This is a genomic window from Veillonella sp., assembly GCF_018364065.1.
In the GTDB taxonomy this organism is placed as follows: Bacteria; Bacillota; Negativicutes; order Veillonellales; family Veillonellaceae; genus Veillonella_A.
This window is the reverse complement of record NZ_JAGZMO010000005.1, coordinates 54,738-80,835: the sequence shown is the minus strand read 5'-3', so window position 1 is coordinate 80,835 and position 26,098 is coordinate 54,738. Positions and strand designations below refer to the sequence as shown.

At 39.8% G+C, this 26,098-nt stretch carries 21 protein-coding genes; 18 read left to right on the top strand and 3 right to left on the bottom strand.

The window, feature by feature from the left end:
- Window positions 1–231 precede the first annotated feature (231 nt).
- From KHZ77_RS06780 to KHZ77_RS06770, 3 genes are all read left to right on the top strand, one after another.
- Window positions 232–729, top strand: a complete 498-nt coding sequence (locus KHZ77_RS06780) for a hypothetical protein (RefSeq protein ID WP_295197091.1) — start codon at window positions 232–234, stop codon at window positions 727–729.
- A gap of 271 nt (window positions 730–1,000) precedes the next feature.
- Entirely contained in the window at window positions 1,001–1,573 is a 573-nt protein-coding gene (locus tag KHZ77_RS06775) for a flavin reductase family protein (RefSeq protein WP_295197089.1), read from the top strand.
- Between the two features lie 155 nt (window positions 1,574–1,728).
- Window positions 1,729–2,370 (top strand): hypothetical protein, encoded by a 642-nt coding sequence (locus KHZ77_RS06770; protein ID WP_295197087.1) that lies wholly within the window; start codon window positions 1,729–1,731, stop codon window positions 2,368–2,370.
- Window positions 2,371–2,572: 202 nt separating this feature from the next.
- On the opposite strand, the gene KHZ77_RS06765 is transcribed toward KHZ77_RS06770, so the two are convergent.
- Window positions 2,573–3,940 carry an MATE family efflux transporter gene (locus KHZ77_RS06765; RefSeq protein WP_295197084.1) on the bottom strand — a complete coding sequence of 456 codons (1,368 nt, stop codon included), beginning with the start codon at window positions 3,938–3,940 and terminating at the stop codon, window positions 2,573–2,575.
- 288 nt (window positions 3,941–4,228) lie between these two features.
- Here KHZ77_RS06765 and KHZ77_RS06760 point away from each other — a divergent pair, with 288 nt between their 5' ends.
- The 12 genes from KHZ77_RS06760 to KHZ77_RS06705 all read left to right on the top strand — a co-directional run bounded on the left by KHZ77_RS06760 (window position 4,229) and on the right by KHZ77_RS06705 (window position 20,091).
- Window positions 4,229–4,894, top strand: coding sequence for a YjbE family putative metal transport protein (locus KHZ77_RS06760; RefSeq protein WP_295197081.1), 666 nt, complete (start codon window positions 4,229–4,231; stop codon window positions 4,892–4,894).
- A 557-nt stretch (window positions 4,895–5,451) separates the two neighbouring features.
- Window positions 5,452–7,650, top strand: coding sequence for an ornithine decarboxylase (speC, locus tag KHZ77_RS06755; protein ID WP_295197078.1), 2,199 nt, complete (start codon window positions 5,452–5,454; stop codon window positions 7,648–7,650).
- Between the two features lie 37 nt (window positions 7,651–7,687).
- Window positions 7,688–9,031, top strand: coding sequence for a putrescine-ornithine antiporter (gene potE / locus KHZ77_RS06750; protein WP_295197075.1), 1,344 nt, complete (start codon window positions 7,688–7,690; stop codon window positions 9,029–9,031).
- A 463-nt stretch (window positions 9,032–9,494) separates the two neighbouring features.
- Window positions 9,495–10,397 (top strand): LysR family transcriptional regulator, encoded by a 903-nt coding sequence (locus KHZ77_RS06745; protein WP_295197073.1) that lies wholly within the window; start codon window positions 9,495–9,497, stop codon window positions 10,395–10,397.
- Between the two features lie 15 nt (window positions 10,398–10,412).
- Window positions 10,413–11,954, top strand: coding sequence for a lysine--tRNA ligase (lysS, locus tag KHZ77_RS06740; protein ID WP_295197071.1), 1,542 nt, complete (start codon window positions 10,413–10,415; stop codon window positions 11,952–11,954).
- A 312-nt stretch (window positions 11,955–12,266) separates the two neighbouring features.
- Window positions 12,267–12,896: an NAD(P)-dependent oxidoreductase gene (locus tag KHZ77_RS06735; RefSeq protein ID WP_295197069.1), complete on the top strand. Its 630-nt coding sequence runs from the start codon at window positions 12,267–12,269 to the stop codon at window positions 12,894–12,896.
- Between the two features lie 403 nt (window positions 12,897–13,299).
- Window positions 13,300–13,713: a DoxX family protein gene (locus KHZ77_RS06730; protein WP_295197066.1), complete on the top strand. Its 414-nt coding sequence runs from the start codon at window positions 13,300–13,302 to the stop codon at window positions 13,711–13,713.
- A gap of 424 nt (window positions 13,714–14,137) precedes the next feature.
- On the top strand, window positions 14,138–15,313 hold the full coding sequence (locus tag KHZ77_RS06725; RefSeq protein WP_295197063.1) for a cation:proton antiporter: 1,176 nt from the start codon (window positions 14,138–14,140) through the stop codon (window positions 15,311–15,313).
- Window positions 15,314–15,364: 51 nt separating this feature from the next.
- Window positions 15,365–16,852: a HAMP domain-containing sensor histidine kinase gene (locus tag KHZ77_RS06720; RefSeq protein WP_295197060.1), complete on the top strand. Its 1,488-nt coding sequence runs from the start codon at window positions 15,365–15,367 to the stop codon at window positions 16,850–16,852.
- 78 nt (window positions 16,853–16,930) lie between these two features.
- Entirely contained in the window at window positions 16,931–17,626 is a 696-nt protein-coding gene (locus KHZ77_RS06715; protein WP_295197057.1) for a response regulator transcription factor, read from the top strand.
- A 294-nt stretch (window positions 17,627–17,920) separates the two neighbouring features.
- On the top strand, window positions 17,921–18,532 hold the full coding sequence (locus KHZ77_RS06710; RefSeq protein WP_295197055.1) for a phosphatase PAP2 family protein: 612 nt from the start codon (window positions 17,921–17,923) through the stop codon (window positions 18,530–18,532).
- A 35-nt stretch (window positions 18,533–18,567) separates the two neighbouring features.
- Window positions 18,568–20,091, top strand: a complete 1,524-nt coding sequence (locus KHZ77_RS06705) for a glycosyltransferase family 39 protein (protein WP_295197052.1) — start codon at window positions 18,568–18,570, stop codon at window positions 20,089–20,091.
- A gap of 319 nt (window positions 20,092–20,410) precedes the next feature.
- On the opposite strand, the gene KHZ77_RS06700 is transcribed toward KHZ77_RS06705, so the two are convergent.
- Window positions 20,411–20,851 carry a hypothetical protein gene (locus tag KHZ77_RS06700; RefSeq protein ID WP_295197050.1) on the bottom strand — a complete coding sequence of 147 codons (441 nt, stop codon included), beginning with the start codon at window positions 20,849–20,851 and terminating at the stop codon, window positions 20,411–20,413.
- Window positions 20,848–22,218, bottom strand: coding sequence for a Y-family DNA polymerase (locus KHZ77_RS09535; RefSeq protein WP_366664935.1), 1,371 nt, complete (start codon window positions 22,216–22,218; stop codon window positions 20,848–20,850). Before KHZ77_RS09535 ends, KHZ77_RS06700 begins: the two co-directional genes overlap by 4 nt.
- Before the next feature lie 386 nt (window positions 22,219–22,604).
- On the opposite strand from KHZ77_RS09535, the gene KHZ77_RS06685 reads away from it, so the two are divergent.
- From KHZ77_RS06685 to KHZ77_RS06675, 3 genes are all read left to right on the top strand, one after another.
- Complete coding sequence (locus KHZ77_RS06685; protein ID WP_295197047.1) at window positions 22,605–23,702, top strand: hypothetical protein; 1,098 nt, start codon at window positions 22,605–22,607, stop codon at window positions 23,700–23,702.
- Window positions 23,703–23,770: 68 nt separating this feature from the next.
- The gene (locus KHZ77_RS06680; protein ID WP_295197045.1) at window positions 23,771–25,111 is read left to right on the top strand and encodes a hypothetical protein; all 1,341 of its coding nucleotides are present in this window, start codon (window positions 23,771–23,773) and stop codon (window positions 25,109–25,111) included.
- Between the two features lie 78 nt (window positions 25,112–25,189).
- Entirely contained in the window at window positions 25,190–26,035 is an 846-nt protein-coding gene (locus KHZ77_RS06675) for a MerR family transcriptional regulator (protein WP_295197043.1), read from the top strand.
- Window positions 26,036–26,098: the final 63 nt, after the last annotated feature.

Below are 26,098 nucleotides of genomic sequence, written 5' to 3'. Positions count from 1 at the left end.
ATGAGGAGCAGTTCACTCGGATTTATCGCTTTTTTTATTCAAAATATATATGTAAAAAATCGGGCTAAATATTGTGTAATCCCTGTAAATTTGTGGGTGAAAGGTACGTTGCCGTGATATAATAAAAACAAACGTATGTCACACACGGAAGGGAGACGGACTGTGTTTTTTAATGAAATTTTCAATACGAATTGTTTTGATACAAAGAAGGCGATATATTTCGGATTTAAAATGCATGAGGATGGCACCTATACGTGGGAACGGGCATTGACGAACGAAGATTTACTGATGCATGTAAGGATTAATGAAAAACAGTTTGAAGTGTCCGTATTGACCACGCCGGATCGAGAGATTATTACATTATTTGAACTGAAAGACAGTGAAGGTGCTTTTATCGGAGCCGTACGGGACGAAGTAAATACATGGGTACAGTATATACTTCAGCAGTGCTTTACAGAATACAGTCTTCGCAATAAAATACTCGCCTATTGCAAGGACGTATACAATACGAATCCGGAATATCCATGGCCGCAATATCCTACATACTGTACGCTAAAAACAGAGCGGTCGCAGAAGTGGTACGGTATTATTATGTATATCCCGTATCGCAGATTGGGACTTTCACAAGACGGACTCATTGATGTTATGAACGTAAAAGTACAATCGAACCAAGTGGAATCATTAGTGGATAATACAATGATTTTCCCGGCCTATCATATGAATAAATAACATTGGGTATCCATCATGCTGCACGGGGAAGCGGATATTAAAGCAATTTACTCGCTGATTGATGAAAGCTATAACATGGTAGAAAAGAAATAATCATGCTACTAGAGGACATTGCAGAATAAGTTACCATGCTACTAGAGGACATTGCAGAATAAGTTACTTTACAGAATAAGGCACATTGCAGAATAAAGTGAATTTCATAATAAGGTTCATAACAGAATAAAGTACATTGCACAATAAGGTACATTATAGAATAAAGGAGAGGAACTGTATGAAAAAGAGTTTTGGCGTAAAACCGTATTTGTTTCCTATGCCGGTGTACATGGTCGGCACTTATAATGAAGATGATTCTGTTGACGTAATGATGATGGCCTGGGGCGGTATCTGTAATTCCGATATGGTGGAAATGAATCTTGATGAAGGGCATAAGACTGTAGCTAATCTCAAAGCGCGCGGCGCCTTTACCTTGGCTGTTCCCGGCGTTGATACATTAAGAGAAGCCGATTTCTTAGGCATTGCCAGTGCCAACACGATGGCGGACAAATTTAAACGCAGCGGTCTGACTGCTACTAAGAGCGAAAACGTAGATGCTCCGGTTATTGAAGAATATCCGCTTACTTTGGAATGCACCGTGGAAGAAATGAAGACTGAATCTTATGGACTCCGCGTAGTAGGACGTATTGTGAATGTGTTGGCAGACGATACCATTTTAGATAGCGAAGGCAACATTGAACCGGCGAAAATACATACCTTCCTGTTCGACCAAGTACAACACGGTTACTATGAAGTAGGGGAAAAAGTAGGCCAGGCCTGGAAGAGCGGCGTGGACTTTATGAAGAAATAAACATTTTTTGTTTTAAGCGAAATAATGTTTAATGTAATGACAGTTAGAATTAAATAATCGCTTAAATTAATGATAGCTTAAATTTTATGATAGTTTAAATTTTATGATAGTTTAAATTAAATAATACTTTGAATGAAATGACGAAAGGGTCTTTTATGGATTTGCAACACACGCATATACTGGAATATTTAGCAGCAAACAATTATGAAGAGGTGGATACATTTTCTTTTTATAGAAAAATATTTCCCGCCGGTTTATTGGAAGCCAAAGGTGGCTCATCAGGAAAGCCTAATGGAATTTTAGTCATCAAAGATGATCACGGGAAAGCGGTTACACACTTTGCAATTAGTGATGAGCTGGAAGAGCTGACGAACCAGATTGGTAAATCTCATGTGGTGTTGGCACCAATTGCTTATTACGGTCAAGGGCTTACGGGACGCAATGCCGGTACTCTTCATGCACTTACAATAAATGTGGAATTGAGCTCTTTAGTAGAGTTGGAACGTTTGCTTCAATTAATTACAGAATCTGTTGTGTTGAAAGCTACGTATTTTGTAATCGCCGGCACAAAACTTCAATTGTATTACATCTATGAAGATGGTCAGGAATTGAGCGGCACTGTACAAAAAGATATTTTGCAACAAAAAGCGAATTTAATTGAAAAGTTGAACGAATTTTTACAACTGCAAATTCCTATAAAAACATCTCCATTGGCACAAAGCCTGCCTATGGTTGGCTCCATGGACAGCACCTCTAAATTCAAAGTGCGTGCCTATGCGGTAAAGTTTAAAAAGTAAAAATAATAGTAATAACAACAGCTAAAATAGTAGTGACAACAATAGTCGTACTAATAGCAATAACAATAGTAGAAACAATAGTAACAAAAATAAAACCGCTTATGAAGCACCTTAAGCTTCTAATAAGCGGTTTTGTGTTTATAAAAATAGAAATATTATGATGAACTGGACATATTGCGTTGAGGCTATCTGTACATTTATATTAGGCTACTGATTTATAGCGGCGGTATTGAATATACCATGTACGCCAGGTGTATAAGATGCCGGCTGCGGCCACGCTACTGAGGAGTCCAACCCAAATGCCGTAAGGACCATAGTTAAACGCAAATGTGAACAGGTAGGCTACAGGTACGCTGACGCCCCAATAGCAGGAAATGGCGATGGCGGAAACAATTTTAACATCTTTATAGCCTCGCAGCACGCCTTGTAAAGGAGTACCGAACGCATCGATAACGGAAAAGAACACTGCATAGGATAAGAAGCTGCCGATTAACTGAATCATGTTCGGATCATTCGTATAGAAACCGGCAATTTCGTGAAGGTGCGTAAAGCTATAGGAACAAATGAGGATGGCAATAATAATTGCCATTATGCGCGCAATATACGCGTAGGTGCGCGCATCTTTAAAGCGTTTGCCCCCTACCTCATACGCTACGGCGATGGTGGAGGCGATGCTGATACTGAGTGGGAATCCGTAGAACAGATTGGTGAAGCTAATGGCGGCCTGATGCGCGGCGATAATATTAGTCCCGTAGTATGCCATGAGCAATGCGGCGAGACTGAAAATACTCATTTCACAGAAAATGGCGAAGCCGATAGGCACACCTAACTTTACTTGTTCAATGATGTAAATGCGCATCGGTTTGCCTAAGCTGCGAAGGATGCGATAGTGCTTGAATACTTTACTGTAATTGAGGATGACGCTATAGGCCAGCACATTGTACCAGGAGCAGATAGCGGTGGCGATGCCGGCACCGAGACCACCCAAGGCAGGCATGCCGAAGTGGCCAAGAATGAGGCCGTAGTCGAGGAAGACGTTAAGGCCGAAACTGGTGAGGATGACCATCATGGAGTAATGCGTATACCCGTGGGAGTCGACGGTATTTCGCAAGATACAGCTCCAAAGGAGGGGAATAATCCCTACGCCAATGGCGGCCATATATTGCATAGCTACGTCATAAGCTGCGGGCTCCAGATGTAACACTTGTAGTAATGGCTTCAGACTTATAGCGCCGATGCTGATGAGGATTATGCCTAAGGCTGTTGCCAGATAAAGACCGTTTCCGATAATGACCGGAATGTCTTCTGTTTTCTTAGCGCCCAGCAGTTGAGCAAGAATAGGGGATATGCCTAATAAAATGCCCATAGTGCCGAAAAAAGCGGCTACCCAAATGTTGTAGCCGATAGAAATGCCCGCCAGATCGACGGTGCTATATTGACCGGTCAGCAGGATTGAAATAAAGGAGCCGGCCATGAGAGAAAATTGTGTAATAATAATGGGAATGGTGAGGCGAATAAATCGCTGTATTTTACTCCCTAATGTAGGAGTGAGAGTTTGAGCTTGCGTCATACAACGTCCTTTCCGGAGATTTTAAAATGTATATATTTAATTATAAAGGATAAGTTGTCAGACTTCAATTGTGGCACCGAAGGAAGAAGTTACTCACAGAAAGAGTCGTGAAATCGACATATATAGATACACAAATTGTTTAATAAAGAGACCTATAGGAAGAATTTTCAAAGAATTCATTGATTAGTTAGAGAAATTTAGATATAATAATGTAGCAAGTTCAATTATTAGAGAAGAATTGAATATTCGATGAATAATGTTATAGTTTAGTATGGAGGTAACGCTTAATTGGAATTGTTTACGGTCGCAGGATTAGTGGCATTACTGAAAATTATGGTAATTGATATTTTGCTTGCAGGCGATAACGCGATTGTTATCGGTATGGCGGCAAAAAATTTAGAACCCGCTCATCGCAAACAAGCAATTTTTTGGGGGACTGCAGGGGCCATTGGCTTACGCCTGATTTTGGCATTCTTATTTGTAGAGGCAATTAATAATATTCCGGGCCTACATTTAGTGGGTGGCGTACTCTTGCTCTGGATTGGTTACAAACTTATGGCTGATTCCGGCGGAGAACATAATATTGAAGCGAAGAGCAATCTGAGCGGCGCTATTATGACGATTATTCTTGCTGACGGCATTATGAGTATTGACAATGTTATCGGCGTTGTAGGTGCTGCACAAGGTAATATGCTCTTGGTATTGGTAGGTATTTTAATTACTGTACCACTTATTATCTGGGGTAGCCGTTTATTTGTGAGCCTCATTGATAAGTATCCAATCATCCTTTACTTCGGTGGCGGTATTTTAGGCTGGATCGGCGGCGAGATGATTCACGTGGATCACTACGTACGCGATATGTTCAACGACACAACTACATTAATCTTTAAGATTGTGTGTGTAGTGTTAGTTGTAGGCTTGGCTTTAGTGAAAAAAGGTTTCGCTAAGAAATAAAAGCTAAAACAATAAAATAATTAACATAGAAAAGACTGTTGTGAGTTAGAAGCGAATGCATCCTCATGGCAGTCTTTTTTGAGCATTAAGCGTATATATATAATTAAACTTATATAAATTAGGAAACTTATAAGCACAAACGGTTACCAATAGAGACTGAAAATTGAAAGAAGCTTAAAATTTAATCAAAAATTCATAATTAAGGCTTTTTAATGAATAATCACTTATGAAATGGGCTCATATTTACTTGAAAAACGATTTGTGAAATAAGTGAGCCTTAACATATATAAATAAATGAGAAGTTAAAAAACAAATTTAGAGGTCAATAATCTTAAAAACACATGATATACATGCATTTGTTACATACTTATACTAACTTATTATAATTAACGGCCTACTTCATATTTTTTAGTATTATTACTTTTCAAGCATATTGGCTATACTGTAATCAAATCGATGGCCACACCCGGGAAACGGCCATTTAGATAAATTTTAAAATATCTCGAGGTAAGTATAGAGTACCTTGAGATATACATTCACAATTGGAGGTCATAAATATGGATTCATTAAGAATTGCATGTAGTAGTGAAGCGGCTAAACATTTTGATATTTCTTGTAACCGTAAACAAGAATGTTTAGACACTATTTTAGCACAGTTTGAACCAGATTTTACTGCAACAGGAGCTGTAGTTGTTACTGATCAGGAATTAGACAAATTACAACCTGTTATTGACACTTTATTAGAAATTCCGGCTTTTATTATTCGTACATCCAGCGATAGCGAAATTCCTTTAGATTTATTGACTAAAGGCGTTCACGTAATCGACGTTAACCAATTTGACCGCTTGTTATTCAGCCGTCAGATTGAAGATGCTGTAATTGGTTACGAAAATAAAATTTTACCACCATTCTTCAAAGAATTGGTTAGATACGTTGAAACCGGTAATATGACATTGGCAACACCAGGTCATCATGGCGGTCAATTCTTCCGTAAACATCCGGCTGGTCGTTATTTCTATGATTGGTTCGGCGAATCCTTATTCCGTTCCGATATGAGTTCTTCTGACGTTCGTATGGGTGACTTGTTAATTCACGAAGGCGCTCCTTACGATGCTGAAAAACATGCAGCTGAAGTTTTCAACGCTGACTTCACATACTTCGTATTAAATGGTACATCTTCTGCAAACAAAGTTGTATGTAACGCTTTAATTAAACCTGGTGATGTAGTACTTTTCGACCGTAATAATCATAAATCCTTACATCATGGTGCTTTAGTTCAAGCCGGTGCAACTCCTGTATACGTAGAAACATCCCGTAACCCATTTGGTTTCATCGGTGGTGTAGATGATCACTGTTTCGACGAAGCTTACTTACGTGAACGTTTGGAAAAAGTTGCTCCTCATAAAGCAAAAGAAAAACGCCCATTCCGCGTTGCTCTTATCCAATTAGGTACTTATGACGGAACTATTTACAATGCTCGCCAAGTTGTTGATCGCATCGGTCATCTTTGCGACTACATCTTATTCGACTCCGCTTGGGTAGGTTATGAACAATTCATTCCTATGTTACGCGACTGCAGCCCAATGCTTCTTGAACTTGGACCTGAAGATCCTGGTATCTTCGTAACTCAATCCGTTCATAAACAATTGGCCGGCGTATCTCAAGCATCTCAGATTCATAAAAAAGATAGCCATATTAAAGGCCAGGCTAGATACTGTAACGACGATTGCTTCAACAACGCATTCATGTTACATGCCTCTACATCTCCATTCTACCCAATCTTCGCATCTCTTGACGTAAATGCTAAGATTCATGAAGGTAAAGCAGGCCGCAAATTATGGGATGAAACTGTTAAACTTGGTATCGAAACTCGTAAGGCAATTAAAAAAGCTTGTCATTACATTAAACCATTCATTCCTGAAACTATCGACGGTAAAGCTTGGGAAGATTATGACACTGATGTAATTGCTTCCGATAACAAATTCTTCAAATTTGATCCAGAAGCTGATTGGCATGCATTCGAAGGCTATGCTAAAGACCAGTACTTAGTTGACCCTTGTAAATTATTACTTTACACACCAGGTATCGATAAAAAGACTAGAAAATACGAAGACTTCGGTATTCCTGCAGGTCTATTATCCAACTACTTGCGTGAACATGGCTTAACTCCTGAAAAGAGTGACTTGAACTCTATCTTGTTCTTGATTACACCTGCTGAAACAGAAACTAAGATGAAAAACCTTGTTTCCTTGTTAGCACGTTTCGAACAATGCTTAGACGAAGATCTTCCAATGCAGGATGTATTGCCTAAGATTTACTACAACAACGAAGAACATTACAGAGGATACACTATCCGCAGACTTTGCCAAGAAATGCATGATTTCTACAAGTCTCATAATGTAAATACATTACAGAAACGCTTGTTCCGTGAAGAATACTTGCCACCTGTAGCAATGAGTGCACAGGCTGCTACTTACGAATTCATCGCTGGTAACTACGAAGAAGTTACCCTTGATAATATCGAAGGTCGCGTAGCACTTGAAGGTGCTCTTCCTTACCCTCCAGGAATTATCACTATCGATCCAGGCGAACGTTGGAACGAAAACGTAATTTCTTACTTCCGTGTATTGGAAGCTACACTTAATGAATTACCTGGCTTCGCCGGCGAAATTCAAGGTGTTCACTTCAAGGAAATTGATGGACAGATTAAAGCCGTTGCTTATGTATTAAAAGACGAATCTGTAATCAAAAAATAATAATAAAATAAAAAACATAGATAGGACGTGAAAGGAAATGAGTGAAACTAGCAGCAAAAAAATGGGTGTAGTTCAACTCACTATTATCACTGCTGTTAACATGATGGGCTCCGGCATCATCATGTTACCAGCAAAGCTGGCTTCGGTTGGTACGATCTCCGTATTATCCTGGCTGGTAACTGCAGTAGGCTCCATGTGTTTAGCTTATTGTTTTGCCCAATGTGGTATGTTTAGCCGTAAGAGCGGCGGTATGGGTGGTTATACAGAATATGCTTTCGGTAAAGCAGGTAACTTCTTATGTAACTATACCTATGCATTCTCTTTGATTATTGCGAACGTAGCGATTGCGATTTCCGCAGTTGGTTACGGTACAGAATTCCTCGGTACACAACTTAGTGCGTTAGGCGTAGGCCTTGCAACTATCGCTGTACTTTGGGTAACCGGTGTACTTAACTTCGGTGGTGCCAGCATTACCGGTAAAATCGGTTCCTTCACTATTTGGGGCGTTTTAATCCCAGTATTTGGTATTAGTATTCTTGGTTGGTTCTGGTTCAGCCCAAGCATGTATGCTGCAGCATGGAATCCTTATAATATGCCATTCTTCGAAGCAGTATCTACTTCCATTACATTAACATTGTGGGCATTCCTTGGTTTGGAATCCGCATGTGCTAACATGGACGCAGTAGAAAACCCTGAAAAGAACGTACCAATTGCAGTACTTGGTGGTACTTTAGGTGCTGCTATTGTATACATCGCATCTACTAACGTAATGAGCGGTATCGTACCAATCGCTGAATTAGCTAACTCCAATGCTCCATTCGGTTATGTATTCGCTCAAATGTTCAATGAAACAACCGGACAGATCGTTATGGGTCTTATGTGTATCGCTTGTTTAGGTTCCTTGCTTGGCTGGCAGTTCACTACCGCTCAAGTATTGAAGAGCTTGGCTGACGATGGCTACTTCCCTAAAATTTTCTCCAAAGTTACAAGTGCTAATGCGCCAATCGCAGGTATGACTATCATGATGATTATCGAAACTGCAATCGGTTTTGCAACTATCAGCCCTAGCTTGATGGAACAGTTTAACGCTATCGTTGAACTTGCGGTTGTAACTAACCTTGTACCTTATGTATTATCTATGGCTGCATTGCCTGTGATTTTACAAGAAGCACAAGTTAGCAAGAAGAAAATTGGGCCGATCTTATTCGTTAACATTCTTGCAGTATTGTACAGCTTCTACGCATTATATGCTTGTGGCGAATTCTCACTTGCTTACGGCGGTCTCGTAACCTTCTTAGGCTGGGTATTCTACGGTTACATTGCATATAATCAGAAGAATAACGACAATAGTCGCATGCCTCATGTTGAAAGCATATCCTAAGATATGACCTCTTATTAAAATAATAGTTTGACAAAATTAGGACAGTATTTTAGGTGCTGTCCTGATTTTGTCGTTCATCAACCGGTATAAAAAACGGGAGTCCGTAGGTAAAATAAATATTTCACAGAGAGTGAATTTGAGTGTGAAGTACCATCTTTAAAGATTTTTTAATGTTAATCTAATGTTAGTCCTGTAAAGTAGTACTGTTATGCTGTACTTAACAAAATGCAGCCTTTAACATATCGGGGAATAGTGTATTACCTTGATTTAAAGCGTCATTAAAAGTTGATTTATGACTATTTTTAATGGTATTATTCTATTGTGTTATAGTGTATTCGTTTTTGGAAAGTAATAAAGTGGGGACATCATAGAAAAATTACACGTTTCGTGATAAAATTTTTCTGTGGTAGGAGAGATTATGTGTTAGTTCAAACATAATTGGAGTAATGAAAGGAATATTTCTATGGATTTCGAAGTTTGTAGAAATTATGTATGTGTGGCTGAATCCTATACTATCAGCGAAGCTGCACGTCAGTTGAATATTGCACAACCGGCATTAAGTTTACAGATTAAAAACTTGGAAGCTTATTATGGAGTGCAACTTATTAAAACTCGACAAGGCAGCCGCCATATTGAATTGACTACTGCCGGTGTTTTACTATATCGCCGTATAAAACACTTGTTAAACCAAGAAGAGCTTTTGAGAAAAGAAGTTAGAAAGAGTGCATCGGAAGAGGCGGATACCATCGCCATCGGCACAACACCTGAATTAGCTTATATTGTGAATGACTATATTATGGGGTTTAAAAAAGAAAACCCTAAGGGAAAGTGGAAGATAATTGTTAATGATCTCCGTAATATTACGGAATATTTGGAACGAGGTTTATTGAATCTTATTATCACACCTACAATACCACCGCATAAGCACTTATATACCTTTGAAGGTGAGGATATTCGTGAACCTTTTGTATTGGGACCAAAAGATCATAGCTTGTTACAAAATCGCACTTATATTAAATTGCAATCATTACAAGGACAGCAGATCGCTATTATGAGCGAGTTGGAAAATCCGTTATTGCGTTTATGTCGCGAAGGGGAATTTGACATATCCTGTAATTTCAGCTGTAATTCCTTGACGTTCTTGGTAGATACTATATTGCAATCTAATTCATTGGCTATAATTTCAGGCACCGTACCGGAATGGCTGCGTAATATGGTGGCCTACGTTCCGTTGCGCAACAAGGAATTAACAAAATCACAATGTGTATTTACTCATAAGGCTAGCCATAAGACTAAACTGATGAAGGAGTTCTTGGCGTATCTTAGAGAGAGAATAGATACTAGTGAGTCTGATGCGAGCAATTAGTAAGGAGAAAGTATTATGGACTTTTTTGATGGATTGGATACATTGGCGTATCTAGAGGATGATGATTCCGAATTAAGTTTTGTTCGCATGGAAAAATTACAGAAATTGTATGAATTGAATGTGTATCCATACGGTGATAAATTTGAGTGGAGTCACTATGCACAGGATGTAATACAAAACTTTGAAAATTTAATAAATACTTCGGTCGCCGTATCAGGTCGTATTATGGCAAAGCGTGATCATGGCAAAACTGTCTTTTTAACATTGCGCGATACGACCGGGGACATTCAAATTTATATTCGAAGAGATGAAGTGTCCGATTTAGAAGGAGACCTTTTGGATCTTCTTGATATAGGCGATATTATCGGTGTTAAAGGTGTTGTATTTAAGACCGATAAGGGTGAAATCAGTGTGCGTACTATGCACATTGAATTGTTGACGAAATCGTTGAAACAGTTACCGGATAAGTGGCATGGCTTGAAAAATCCGGAATTCAGATATCGTCATCGCTATGTGGATTTAATTATGAATCCTAATGTGAGAGAAGTGTTTAAGAAACGCTCCCGCATTATTGCAGCCATTCGTGAATGGTTGTTGGAACGCAACTTTATGGAAGTGGAAACGCCGATGATGCAGAATCTTTACGGTGGTGCTGTGGCGCGCCCATTTATTACACATCACAACGCACATAATATGGACGTGTATTTGCGTATTTCCCCGGAATTATATTTAAAACGTCTCGTAGTGGGCGGTTTTGACCGCGTGTTTGAAATCAATCGCAACTTCCGTAATGAAGGCATTGATAAAACACACTATCCTGAATTCACCATGGTTGAAACATATCAGGCGTATGCTAATTATAATGATATGATTAAGCAGATTGAAGATTTGGTTTGCTACTGTGCTGAAAAAGTAGTAGGATCCACTAAAGTTATGTATCAGGGAACTGAGATTGATTTCAGTGCGCCTTGGGAACGTATGACCATGATTGAGGCAATTAAGAAATTCTCCGGTGAGGACTTCAATGAAGTGGAAACACTTGATGATGCTCGCCAATTTGCCGATAAATTAGGCGCCGTTTACTCGCAACATGACGGCATCGGCAAAGTGATGAATGCATGCTTTGAAAAAGTAGCGGAACATAATTTGATTCAGCCTACAATTATTACAGGCCATCCGTTGGAAACATCACCACTGGCTAAACAAAGCCGTGAAAAACCATGGCTTACCGATCGCTTTGAAGCTTATATCTTCGGGCGTGAGTTGGCAAACGGTTTCTCTGAATTAAATGATCCGTTTGATCAGCGTACGCGTTTTGAACAACAAATGCGCGAACGTGAGTTAGGTGATGAATCTGCACATCAGATGGATGAAGATTATATTGATGCATTGGAATATGGCCTGCCTCCTACAGCAGGTCTCGGTATTGGTATAGACCGTCTTGTTATGTTCTTAACAGACAGTCCATCCATTCGCGATGTTATTTTCTTCCCGCTTATGAAACCGGAAGATGGCCGTGATCAGGATGAAGATATGGATGATGAATACGAAAACTAAGCGTATTCATGCCTCAGATTAAAGCCTTAAATTAAACTAAATAACTGCAAAGACACTGTCGTTGTAAATTACATTTTACAATGGCAGTGTTTTTTTACGAAAAAATTAAAATGTAAGTATTGACATTACAACCATAAAAGGTTATACTGTGTTTGTAAGTTAGATGTAACAATAAACATTACTAGTTGGAAGGATTGATCTCTAATGGTAATGTCCGTTTGTTACGTATTCGTTAATTATAGACAATAAAATTCAAAGGTATGTAAAAGTTCAAAATAGTATTTGTAGTAAAAAATTACGGAGGAATGAATTATGAAAATCGCAGTTATCAGTTCAAATGGTAAAGTAGGTAAATTAGTAGTAGAAGAAGCAGTGCGTCGCGGTCACGATGTAACAGGTTTTGCTCGTAGCGAAAATAAATCGGTTGCAAAGAACTTTGTACAAAAGGATCTCATGGATCTTACGAAAGAAGATTTACAAGGCTTTGATGCTGTTGTAGATGCATTCGGTACATTTGCTCCGGAAACATTACATTTACATACAGAAACCGCTATGCATTTATCTGATATTTTATCCGGTTCTGACACTCAACTTTATATCGTAGGCGGTGCAGGCAGCTTATATATGGATAAAGAACATACCGTTCAATTATTAGATACACCAGACTTCCCGGCAGAATTTTATCCTCTTGCGAAAGCAGCAGCTGATGAATTGGATGCACTTCGTAAACGCAACGATGTAAAATGGACTTTCGTAAGTCCTGCGGCAGATTTCCGTGCCGACGGTCCTCGTACCGGCGAATACATAATTGGCGGTGAAGAATTTACAGTGAACGAAAAAGGTGAAAGCATCATCAGTTATGCAGACTTTGCATTGGCTATGGTAGATATGGTAGAATCCGGCAAATACGTTCAAGAACGTGTAGGCTTAGTTCAAAAATAAGAAGAGATAGTAGGGGAGCCTGCTTATAAAGCAGGCTTCTCTTTATTTTGACAGTTATATATGACAATTATTTACAGTATAAAAATACCGGTCATTTATGATAATTGTTTAAGATAATAAAATGCTAGTTGATTATGACAATAATCAATTTTATATATAGAAAAAATCCGATTTATCGGTTGACCAAATCTATAAAAATCGATATAATAAATTTAAAGTTAAGATGTAATTGTGATTGTTACTTGTTTTGAGCTATAAATCATATTTGAAATTATTTTTTCATGTGTTAACTCATTATAGTAAGAGTAAGAAGTAATTGCAGAAAATTGATTGAGTGAACTTATTATACGTATGAAGATGCTGACCTATTCATAGGGGCGGCATATGAAAAGGAGATTTACAAATGAACGCATTATTCAAATTTAATTGGCAAGATCATGGTTTATTATTCTATCGTGTTCTTTTAGGCTTATCTATGATGTTCCACGGTTATTTAAAATTTGCCGGCGGTGAACAGATGCTGTATGGCGTAGGCTCTATGCTTGGTCAGTTCGGTATTACCGGTGGGTACTTAGTATTAGGTACGTTGGCTGCATTCTCTGAATTAGTTGGCGGCTTGTTATTAGTTCTTGGTTTATTCACTCGCCTTGGCGCGTTGATGGTAGCAGGCACATTATTCGTGGCTACTATGGTTGATTTAGGTGGCGGTTTCTTCAAATGGGATTATCCTTCCCAAATGATGTTCGGTGCTATTATGCTCCTCATCGCAGGTCCCGGCCGTTTCAGCTTCGATAACCGTTGGGCTAAAAAGAACTAACTGAATAAATTGGTCTAAAAAGAATCAAGTAAATTAAGTCAGACTAACAGAGCTAAAGCGTTTAATTCGCTACATTTAGTATCGTAGTGATTTGAGACGGATAGCTTAAAGCGTTTCAGGAAACCAAAACATTACTTAAAGCTAACCAACAGAAGAAAGCTAAATAATATATAAAAAACTAAATAATACATAAAAAACTAAATAGATGTATAGCCGTATTTTTAGCGCTGCTTGCTTATCATTGCATGGTCGTTTTCAGGGAAATGAGCACGTAGGTAAGTAGCTCGTAAGAATACGGCTTTTTGCTATTTTGAAAAGTAAGTTTTTATTTATGTGCGTAAATCGTATATACTATAAGGTGAATCGTTTAAATTTACGAACTGAAGATAGTATAAAAAGAAGGTGTAAACACATGCTATTATCCATGGCATATATTTTTCTTGGAGGCCTCTTATTTGCGTATATAGCGGAGCTATTGCGTATTCCGCGCATTATCGGTATGATCATTGCCGGGATTTTACTGGGGCCAATGGGATTCCAGTGGCTTAATGACGACGTGCTTCATCTGAGCGGTGAATTGCGTACCTTGGCACTTATTATCATTTTACTGAAGGCGGGCATATCGCTTCGGCTAGGTGAGTTAAAACAGTTAGGTCATCCCATTGTAGGCATGGCGTTTTTACCGTCCTTACTGGAAATCATCACTTTGGGTACAGTCAGTCATTTTCTTTTCCAAATTTCCTGGGTGGAAGGCCTGATTTTAGGGGCCGTTGTTTGTGCCGTATCACCGGCAGTTGTGGTATTTCGCATGACGGAACTCATTAAAGAAAAATACGGAACGGATAAAAAAGTGCCGCAGCTATTGCTTGCAGGGTCAGCATTGGATGATATCATTGTAGTTACTATATTTGGTGTACTCTTAGACTTTATTAAAGCACCTATGACGATTATGGATGTGGCTAAGGAATTTCCAATTGCCATCGGTATGGGATTGCTTATAGGTTTTATTGTCGGATATGTACTTGTTAAACTGTTTGCTTATTGGCGGACAACAAATCTAATTATGCTGGGGCTCTTTATTACAGCCGTTTCCATTGGCTTGGTAAGCTTAGGCAATTATTTAGGCCAATGGATCCCAACATCCGGCCTTTTGGCTGTTATGGTTATGAGCTCTTATGTACGCACGTTCAGCAGTATCGAAGTGGGTGACCGGCTGGCAGACAGTTTAGGTATCCTTTGGGGGCCTACAGAAATTCTGTTGTTTGTACTGGTAGGTGCAGCTATCAATATTCCATATATTGCTATGGCCGGCGGTTCCTTGGTATTACTTCTCATATTGGGGTTGGCGGCGCGCTCTATTGGCGTACTAATCAGTTTGTTTGGATCGCCACTCAATCGAAAAGAGTGTCTATATACGGTCGTATCCTATTGGCCTAAAGCATCCGTGCAAGCGGCGATTGGAGGGATTCCACTTACATTAGGCTTGGCAAGTGGTAATATAATCTTAACCGCGTCTGTATTGGCCATTGTTATTACAACGCCTATAGGAGCGGCTTTAATGGAAAAAAGCTATCGTTACTTGCTACAGAAGAATCAGTAATAAACTGAGAGTAGTATTAAATCATAGAATTAACAGGAAGGGGTGGCCGTAATGACGATTAAGAAGCGTTTATCTATTTCTAACTTTCTTATGATTGTAATTCCGACAGTGTTAGCACTCGTTATTTTCTTCTTCGGCATAACGGCTCTTTGGATGCCGTTGGTGCAACAGAATAACATAGGCGTACAGGACTTGAGTGATTTTGAAGCAAACAGTACCTTTATGCTTACCCAGGTGGAAGGAAAGCTCCTTGAGACGAGTAGCCGCGGTCAAAATCCCAAGATCTCCGATGTGGCGGAATCAATGCGTAATCTGACCGGGTATACCGTAGAAGTTCAGAATCCGTCCGGACAAATTTGGACTTGGGGGGATGAACCAAGTGATGAAACGAAGAGTCTTTTAGAATCCGCGGAACGGCTGAATAAAACAGGGATTATTTCAACGGGGTCGAATGCAGTTTCCATTCGTCACATTACGACGAATGAAGGTGTATATCGTGTATACGTGTTCGGTTCTGAAATACGGACACAACACTGGCCGGGCAAGAATACAGTTAAATACACATTAATTGCAATCTTTGTCTGCATTTTATTGGCTATTTATGTGGCCAATGTACTGCTTACACGCTTTACATTTAATCCGATTAAAACAGCTTTGGATACATTGGCAGATGGGGTTAAAGAAATTAAAGATGGTAATCTGGACGTAAAGCTGGATTATGATCACAAGGATGAATTTAAGCCGGTTTGCGAAGACTTTAATGACATGGCGAAACGACTGAAAGAGTCGGTGGAGTTGGTTCAGAAGCAGGAAGAAAGCCGCAAGGAATTGTTGGCCAGTATTTCTCACGATCTGAGATCGCCATTAACATCGATTAAAGCGTATGCAGAAGGCTTGGCGGATAATGTGGCCTCCAATCCGGCTATGCAACAAAAATATTTGCAGATGATATTGACGAAATCCAATGAAATGGATCATATGATCTCGGAATTATTTACATTTTCGAAGATGGATATGGGTGAATACACGTATCATCCGGAAGCAGTCCATATGGACGCGTTTTTGAATGAATTACTTCAAAAGGAACAGGAAGGCTATGCCCGTAAGGGAGCCCATGTTCAAATGTCTCCATTGCCGGATAATTGCGTCGTTTGGGCAGATCCGTTCCAACTTAACCGTATTATTACTAATATAATAGATAATTCCGTGAAATATAAAGAAGCAGATACAGTCAATGTTACTGTCAGCTGCGAACCGTTAACGCAAGTAGGAGACAATGGTCCGGGATGGCAGTTACTATTGGCTGATGACGGACCCGGCGTAGATGATGCATCAATATCGCGTTTATTTGATGTGTTTTATCGCGGTGATGCGGCGCGCAGCCAAACAGCTAAGGGTAGCGGCTTAGGTCTGGCCATCGTTAAAAAGTTAGTACAACGCATGAACGGTCGTGTGTATGCAACACATACCGAAGCGAGCGGACGTGGATTGACGATTGTAATTGAGTTGCCGCAATATACAGGCGCAGAAGAAGAGTAGTTGTAGCAGTCTGTAGTGATGTATCTTAAAGAAAATAATATTGTTTTAAATGTGAGTATTCAGATAAAGGAGAAGCCTATGAAGCGTATTTTGATTATTGAAGATGATCAGGCAATCGGCGAGATTGAGCGTGATTATTTAGAATTAAATCAATTTGAAGTGGAACTGATTGCGGATGGGCAAAAAGGCATGGATCGCGCTTTGTCAGGTGATTTTGACTTGATTTTGTTAGATGTTATGCTTCCTTCCGTTGATGGATTTACTATTTGTAAAACATTACGTGAAACGCTAAACATTCCTATTTTGATGGTAACGGCTAAACAGGAAGATATAGATAAAATACGCGGTTTAGGTCTAGGCGCCGATGATTACATTGAAAAGCCGTTCTCCCCAAGCATTTTGGTGGCTCGTGTAAAAGCGCACTTGGCCCAATATGACCGCCTTACTAAGGTGCAGGGACAGGCGCCACAGGAGAAGGAAATTACGATTGGCAACTTGCGGATTCAAACGGGTTCCCATCGCGTATTTGTTAAAGATGAAGAAGTACATTTGAAAAACAAGGAATATGAGTTACTTTTATTCTTAATTCGTAATGCAGAGCTTGTGTTTGATAAAGAAACTCTGTATGAACGAATCTGGGGCTTGGATGCTATTGGCGATGTAGCTACCGTAGCAGTACATATTAATCGTTTGCGTGAAAAAATCGAAGAGAATCCGAGTGATCCGAAACACATTGAAACCGTTTGGGGCGTGGGCTATCGCTTTAAGATTTAATACGTTACTAGTAATAGATACATATTCATAGTATATAGAGAAGGACTTGCTGAATAGGCAGGTCCTTTTTTGTGCCTTGATGCATAATTTTGATGCGCGCGCTTTGGTACTTTTTGATACTTTCAGCTCTTTAAGTTTTGTTCGTTCCAACTCAACTTTACCCTTAAATAAGCCCCCAAAAGCCTGTTAATACCTTGTTTAATAATATTTAAAATTTGTTTAGATTTAGCCTAAAGGCTGTTTAATACTTCTCGGTATACTTAAGTCAAGTTAAAGAAGTAAGAGGTGATTTATATGGATTGGATTACACAAATCGATCTGCAAATATTACATATGATTGCACAGTATATGCATACTGCGTGGTTAGATCAGTTTATGATTATATTTACAACCTTGGGAGACGGTGGTGCTCTTTGGATTGTAATGGGCATATATTTGTTGTTCTTTAAAAATTATCGAAAAGCCGGTGTGGCTATTTTGTTATCTTTGATTGTAGGCTTTATCGTTTTTAATTTAGGACTCAAACCGATGATTGCGCGTATTCGTCCATTTATAGTGGATCCAAGCTTTCAACTGTTAATCAGTGCGCCTAAGGATTATTCCTTCCCATCCGGTCATGCATGGTCCTCATTTGCTATGGTAGCCGTGCTGTTCAAGGAAAAAATTAAAGGCCGCTACTGGGTAATGGGAGTAGCAAGTTTGATGGCTTTCTCCCGTTTATATATGACCGTTCATTATCCGACTGATGTGGTGGCCGGTATCATTTTAGGCTTGGCTGTAGGCTATGCCAGCATCTATGCCGTTAATAAATATGGTCCGGCGCTTATGCCCAAACAATGGAACATACCGGAATCCGCCTATAAATCGACGGCAGAAGTAAGTAAAAATGCAATTAGAAGTAAATAACCCTAGTTAATGTAAGAAAGAGGCGGGAGTGAATTATGAAAAGTGAGAGTGTAGTAGTAAAACCTGTGGAGGATACTATGCAACCGGTTGGTTTGGAAAAATTTAAAAATTTAGCCTTAGGCAAATACGAGCTGATTACGCATTTGGTAATCCTCGCTGTGGTTGGCCTCTACCTGTTTTTCTTAGGCAACGGTAATATTGCTATTACCGATCCGGTAGAGTCGAACTATGCACTGACGGCTAAGGAAATGGTGGACGCACATAATTACATGTCCCCTCAAATTTATGGAAATTATTGGTATGATAAGCCTATATTCTTTTATTGGGAATTAATTGCAGCCTTTAAACTGTTTGGTATTAACGAATGGGCAGCCCGTTTCTTCCCGGCTGTGTTCGGTATGGTCGGTTTGTACATGACATACTGGTTTGCACAGTATCTTTACAACCGCAAAACCGCTTTGGTTGCATCCTTGGTATTAGCCACTTCTTTCGAATATTGGTTAATCTCCAAAACGGTTATTACCGATATGACCTTGTTTGTTTTTTTCAATGCGGCTTTAATTTTCTTCTACTTAGGCTATAAAGAAAATACGCGTTACTATTGGGGCGCTTATGGATTTGCCGCCCTGGCTGTCCTCACAAAAGGTCCTATCGGACTCTTATTGCCGGGATTGATTGCCGTTTTATTTATCGGTATTAAACGAGACTGGAAAGCATTTCGTTCAATGAAGTGGATTTCCGGACTGATCTTGTTTGCCCTTATCGGCGCACCTTGGTATCTCTTTATGTACGATATGCACGGTATGGACTTTGTTATGACCTTCTTGGGCGTTCATAATGTGTTGCGCGCCACTGTGTCGGAACATCCAAATGCTGACGTATGGTACTACTACATGGGCATTTTCATTATTGGATTTTTCCCTTGGGTATTTACAGTGCCTATGGGGCTAAAAAAATACTGGCGTGAAAAACGTTGGCCTAAATTAGATGATGCCACTTTGTTTATGCTTATTTGGGCCGTAACTGTAGCCGTATTTTTCCAATTAATGGCTACCAAATACACGACTTACACATTCCCATACTTATTGCCGATTGCTATTTTGGCCGCTAAGTATTTAGTAAATCACAGAAAACTCGTAACCAGTATGGTACTGGCCAATATAGCGTTATACACTATATTGACGTTCTGGGTGGCTATGCCATATTGCAATCTCTATTCCGGTCGCGGCGTGTCTCAAGCCGTAGTGGCTGTAACTCAACCGGGTGATATTGTAGTAAACTATGGCGATTATCGTACATCCGCTGTTTTTTACAGTAATCATATGATATCTCGTGTAGCCAAGGCAGAAGATATTCCAAATTTAAAACCATCCGCTATGAATTGGAATAATAAAAACGTTATGCCGTTCATTTCCGAAGAAGATGTGAATAAAAACGCTCATGTTATTGCTATTGTAAGCAATAAGAAGGAAAAAGAATTCCTCAACAATATGCAAGGAAAATGGGAAGTAGTAGAACGTTTTGGTAAAGATACCTTATACAGAAAAATAAGCTTATAATCTATTGAGGTTTGAAGCGTTTTAAAGCATGTCTTAATCTTAAAAAATTAAAAATTTGGTTTATGAGTATGTAACAATAACGCAACGATTCGTGTTAAGATTGTATTCTAACATTAAAATCTATCATCTATTGCCGGTCTTAACACACCGCGTCTATTGCTTATATAAAAAGAAGGCTGAAGCATTTGTCTGAGTCTATACATTCAGGCATGTGTTTCAGCCTTTCTCTTTTGATTTTACCTAGCTTTTTTAAACCGGAACTCAAAACATGTTGGTTAAATGGATTATGAGCTAGTTAAATAGACTCTGATGAGTTTATTTAGTCAGCTCCTGTGGTTTTACTTAAGCGTATAATAGAGTGTAGATCAATTCGCTCATAGGCGTCATCAGTGTTGGCTGTGCATCCCGATACTACTGATGTGGTGTTTTCAGAAGCATCTGTTGCGTTGTCATTCGAATCTGCCGTATTGGTAATATGCAGAATCATATGGTCTTTCGTAAGCTCCAAAATTTTTCCTGTCACAATGTGGCAGGCTTTTTTATTTTTTACATAGTAGGTTATAGTCAGTTGCTGAATATAAATTTGGCTGAGCCATTCTAAAATTTCATCAACGGAGACTTCATCGCCAAATTCAACGGTTAAAGCATCCTCTTGCAGAGCACTCAAGTGGTCCGAGATAAAGAACCCCATCCACTTAGCCATGCCGCGATCTTTATAGGCACGGGCTGACTGAAAGGGCAGATAAAGACGGCGAATCATGTTAATCCATCCAATCCGCCGGCCGAATGGCCACCGATTAGCCGGCTGCGTTTAATGGCCCGTGAGTAGGACAGAAGCGAGGATGCTTTTTGCAATGACACAAAGCCGTATTGTTCGCGGATGGCGTCGATAGCCCGCTGCAGGCTATATTGCTTTTCTACGGCTTCATGGTCTTCGAAAAGTGATATTACATGATAGGATTCACTTGTCAGATTGGTGTAGCGCACGGCAATTTGGCGCACCGCACCGCCTGTATAATGTTTGCGAAATAATTGTTTTACATATTTTACTAAATCATCCGTCAGTTGCGTCGGCGGGATTTTCATTTGCGCCTGAAGCGGAGCCTGTCTCGATGAATCGGAGGACTTGGCAAAGCCGATATAAATCGAAACGCAATTGGCTACTTGATGAGATTTTCGAAGTCGAATGGCCACCTGTTCGGCCATTTCCGCCAATAAAAGTTCAATTTCATGCTGCACCTCATAGTTGCGCGGCAATACCTGTGAATTGCCGATACCTTTGGACTTAGGGCGGTAAGGGTGGTGAACATCACTTTCATCAACTCCATGGGCATGAAACCAAAGCTGCAGGCCCATAATACCCATTTCCCGATGCAACACATCCGGATTACTGAGGGCCAAATCCTTGATTGTGAAAATATGGAGCTTTTGCAGGCGTCTTTCGGTGCGGTGGCCGATGCCCCAAAAATCCGTTAAATGGGGGAGCGTCCATACTTTGGTAGGCACATCTTCATAGGACCAGTTGGCGCGCATGGATGATGTGGTTTTGGCTTCATTATCGAGGGCCAGTTTGGCCAGGAGGGGATTGGCGTTAGACATGCCTACGGTTGAGTAAATGCCGGTAGCATCTAAAATACTTTGCTGGATGAGGGCGGAGACTTTATCCAGTTTTTCCTGACGTGTTAAACGGGGATTGGGGAAAAAGTAGTTCAGGGATCGAGTCAAATCAATGAAGCCTTCATCAATCGAATAGGGGCAAATATCTTCCGGCGGCGCATAATTGTGAAAGATTTTCTGCACTTCCAGATTTTTTAAAATATACTGACTCATTCGGGGTGGCACAATTAGGGTACGTTTAGCCCATGATTCGATAAAGCGCACGTAGTCTTTCGTAAGAGGCAGTCCTTGTTTGAGGGCGCGTTTGTAATTAAATTTTCGACTCTCTACATCAAAGGGGAGATCATAAGCACGACTTACATTTTCTTTGCCAAATACTTTTTTGAACGTAGGTGACGAAGCGAGAATGAGACCGCAGGCATTGTCGGCGCGACTCATGACGCATAGGGAGGTTGTAAGAGGATGGAGGCCGCGCTCTACGCATTCTACGCTGGCATAAAAGGACTTCATATCTACAAAAGCTATATCTGATTTTGGCTCCAGTTCATAGTTAATAAGACTCATGTAGATTTCACTCCTTTAAACGTAATGCCGGATAAACTAAAGGCAATTAGAATATATAGAACAGACAGAAATAAAATAGAACAAATATTCTACAAAATGTCTTTAACAACACAATAATACAAACTTATGTTCGTGTCAATCCTGTAAAAAGAAGTGAAAGCAAGAAGCCCTGAAAGTGCCGATATATGATATTTTTGCATACCTGTTGCGACTTGCGTATTTTGAAAAGTAGCATAATTTACAGAAGTCAAAGTTAAAGGTATAATGAAATCATATAAAATGGATAGTTTTGTGGCATAACGTGCGCCGCAGTTATTGAAGGAGGTTTTAGTGTGGTTCAGGGAAATGGGCAGCCAAAGTCAAATCGCAATATCATTATTGCTGTAGTAGTGGCACTCATTGTTATTTTAATTGGTGGTGCTGCCGGGGGATATTGGTATTATAAGCAAACACCTACTTATTCATTGAAGTTAATCAGAACAGCCGTGGAAGAACATAACTGGCGTGCATTTGAAGAGCATGTAGATGTTGAGACTGTGGGGAAAGATATGTCTCGCGCATTCTTAGTGTTCTATATGGCAAATGATTATGTGAACATTGATGAAAAATTAGCATACACATTGGCTGATAAAAATGATATGAAGCTTTATGAAGAGCCGGTTACAGAGAGCATTGAACAGTTTGTACGGAATAAAAAGAATAGTTCCGGTAAAGTGGCTGATGGATATAATTTCCAGGGACGAATGGTAGATATCTATAATTCAAGTACTATAAAGTCCATTGATAATATTGAGCGTAACGGCAAACAGGCAACAGCAGATATTGTTGTGGAAAACAGTAAATATAAGATGGAATTTACCGTAAAAATTGAAATGGAACAATTTAATGATGGTACTTGGGAGATTACATCCATAACAAATGCGGCTGAATTGGGCGAGGCCTTCTATAAAGCATACCATCAGTTACTTGATGAAAAGAATAAAGTTACACAGGAAGCTATTGATAAAGCGATAAAGACAGAACCACCTACGGTTAAATCGTCCGCTATTGTACCGGGCCGTTCTGTTTCTTTCCCTGGTTATGCGACTGTGGATATATCAATGACGAGAGTTTTAGGCGATAAATCGATTAGCATTGAACGAGGTGAACTTATCTTTGAAGGCGTGGGCGACGATAAAAATAAAATAGTACGTCGTAATACATATTGGCGTAATCCGAATATTGCGAATGTAAATAGTCGAATCGAGGACTCTTATAACTTAAGAGTATATGCTAATTCCGATCGTTTAGATAATTTGGCACTATATGAAGCAGCGAAGACCGGGCTTAAAGATGTAAAAATTTCTTATAAGACAACAAGAGTTGAATTTTCCGATGGGACAACTCTTGAATTAGCAAAAGATCCATTTGATGAAGGTAGTAAAAAATAAGTTGTAATAATTAGGGGCGTTGTAAGCGCCCCTGATTATATGAAGTAACGAATGAATTATGAGGTGATATGATGAGTTTTCCGGAAGATAAGAAGGTAAATGCACCGCAAGACGGTATGCAGCAAAATACGGAACCTATGCACACAAATGTGCCTCAGCAACAGCAGAATCAACAGCCGCAATATCAACAGCCAATGCAGCAACAACCGCAACATCAACAGCCGATGCAGCAGCAACCACAGTATCAACAGCAGATGCAGCAGCAACCACAGTATCAACAGCCGATGCAACAACAGCCACAAATGCAGCAGCCGGGGATGCCGGTTGAGAATAGCCCTATATTAAATACGGCGATTAATGTGCAGAATAAGCGTCGAGGCATATTGATTACGGTACTTGTTCTCATAGCGGTGCTTATTGCCGGCGCTGTAGGCGGTTATTTTTACTATAAACGGACGCCGACTTACTCCTTGAAGGTTATCGGCGAAGCCTTTGAAAATCGTGATACCCGTACGATTGAGGAGCGCATTGAATTAAATCAAGTATTTACTGATTTCTTTATAGGCGCTGCTCGAGGTGAAATTAAGAAAGAGTTCGTTAATCCTTCGGAAGCCTTAGTATCTAAATACCTTGCAAGTGTACAGGATAAAATGAATCAGACTGTAAAAGAAACGACAGATGATTTCTTAAAGGAAATAAAAAATTCCAAGCACTCCAAAGATAAGGCAGACGGCAAGAGCAAGGGGAATAGTCGCGTATCAAAGGACAAGATGGAGAGCGAAGTGTTCTTTGATAACTTTACATATGAAAAAGTAGAGTCCGTTGAAACAAATGGTAAAGAAGCGAAAGCTACTATTCTTTTTAAAGTTAAAGAGCCGAATGTAGAAGTGCCGTTAGTTTTCCGAATGGAACAAGATTCGGACGGAATGTGGACGATTACGAATTTGGAAAATGGCGAAGAAGTCTGGAAAATCATAAACGACGGGATGCAAAGAGAGCTGGATGCAGCCAATGCTAAAGCGAAAGCTGAAATTGACAGATATGTAACAATAGGCGCGCTGAAAGGTAGCGTTACGCGTTCATATGGTAGAAACCAGCCGTATATTTATTTCTATATGCCGGTTACCACCCATGAAAAGGCAGTTCGAGATATTGATGGTGTTATTACAATTTCCGGCGTAGGCGATGAAAAGCAAATTATTCGATTGAATGCAAGCTGGCATAGCACGGCTAATAAAGTCGGTAATAATGGCGCATGGGGTTTTATTTATTACTTGAGAGCCTATGATAACAATGATTACTTGTTATCGCAAACAGATTTGTCTAAGGTAGAGATGAGCTTTGAACCGCGATCGATTACCTTCTTTGACGGAACCAGCATAACATTAAAAGATAGCCTGGATGATTAATTTCAACCATATTAAGAGCCTGCGTAGTATATAATATATATGACGCAGGCTTTTTTGTTGCCAATAAGGAGGCATGTTATGCGTGAAGATTTAATCAATATTAGTGAAATGGCCAAGTTGCACAGTTTGACGCGGCCTACATTGTTATATTATGATTCCATCGGTCTATTCTCCCCGATTGTAGTTGATGAGGCCAACGGATATCGTTATTATGGACGTCATCAAATTCCTGTGCTGCGGGAAATTTGCTTTTTGAAATCCATTGGTGTGAGCTTGAAAGATATTAAGGCTCATTTGGAAAAGCGAAACCTGGCTGATGAAGTGGCTTTATTGCAAAAGCAGGAAGGCAAATTGGCTGAATTAAAGGCGCAGTTGGAGAAGAAGCAATTGGCGTTGCAACAGCGTCTGTATTTATATCGGGAGGCGACAGCAGCGTCAAATCACCCTCAAGAAGGACCGTTTTTGCGCCATTATATGGAACGCCGTGTTATATTCAGATCTTGGAGTGAAGAAGGCAGCGACATTGATCGCGAAGATATACACTTGGCTTCCATGCAATTGTGGCGTGAGCTGTATGAACATGAATTTTTGCCGGCCTACAGTTATGGCATGTTGTTTAAATACCAAAGTGTTGTTAGTGGCGAGCCCTTAAAGGGGGGCGCCAGCTATATTCGCATTCCGCCGCGCAGCGGTCCCTTTGAAGCGGAAGAATTGGTATTGCCGGAAGGAAATTACATTTGCCAATATAAAACCGGCAGACCTAACGATATGACGCACTTAATGGAATTGCTCAAGTGGATTAAAGAGCATGGATATGAAGTGTGTGGAGACGTAGTCGATGCATGCTTCCTGGATACCACCTTTGATGATTTGGAACATGATGTATTATTCTCCATGTTGCAGGTACCGGTTAAAGAAGCTTGATAAGATAGCATGATGTGATATGAGACACTGAAAATTGCACAAAATATATTTCTATAGAAACTT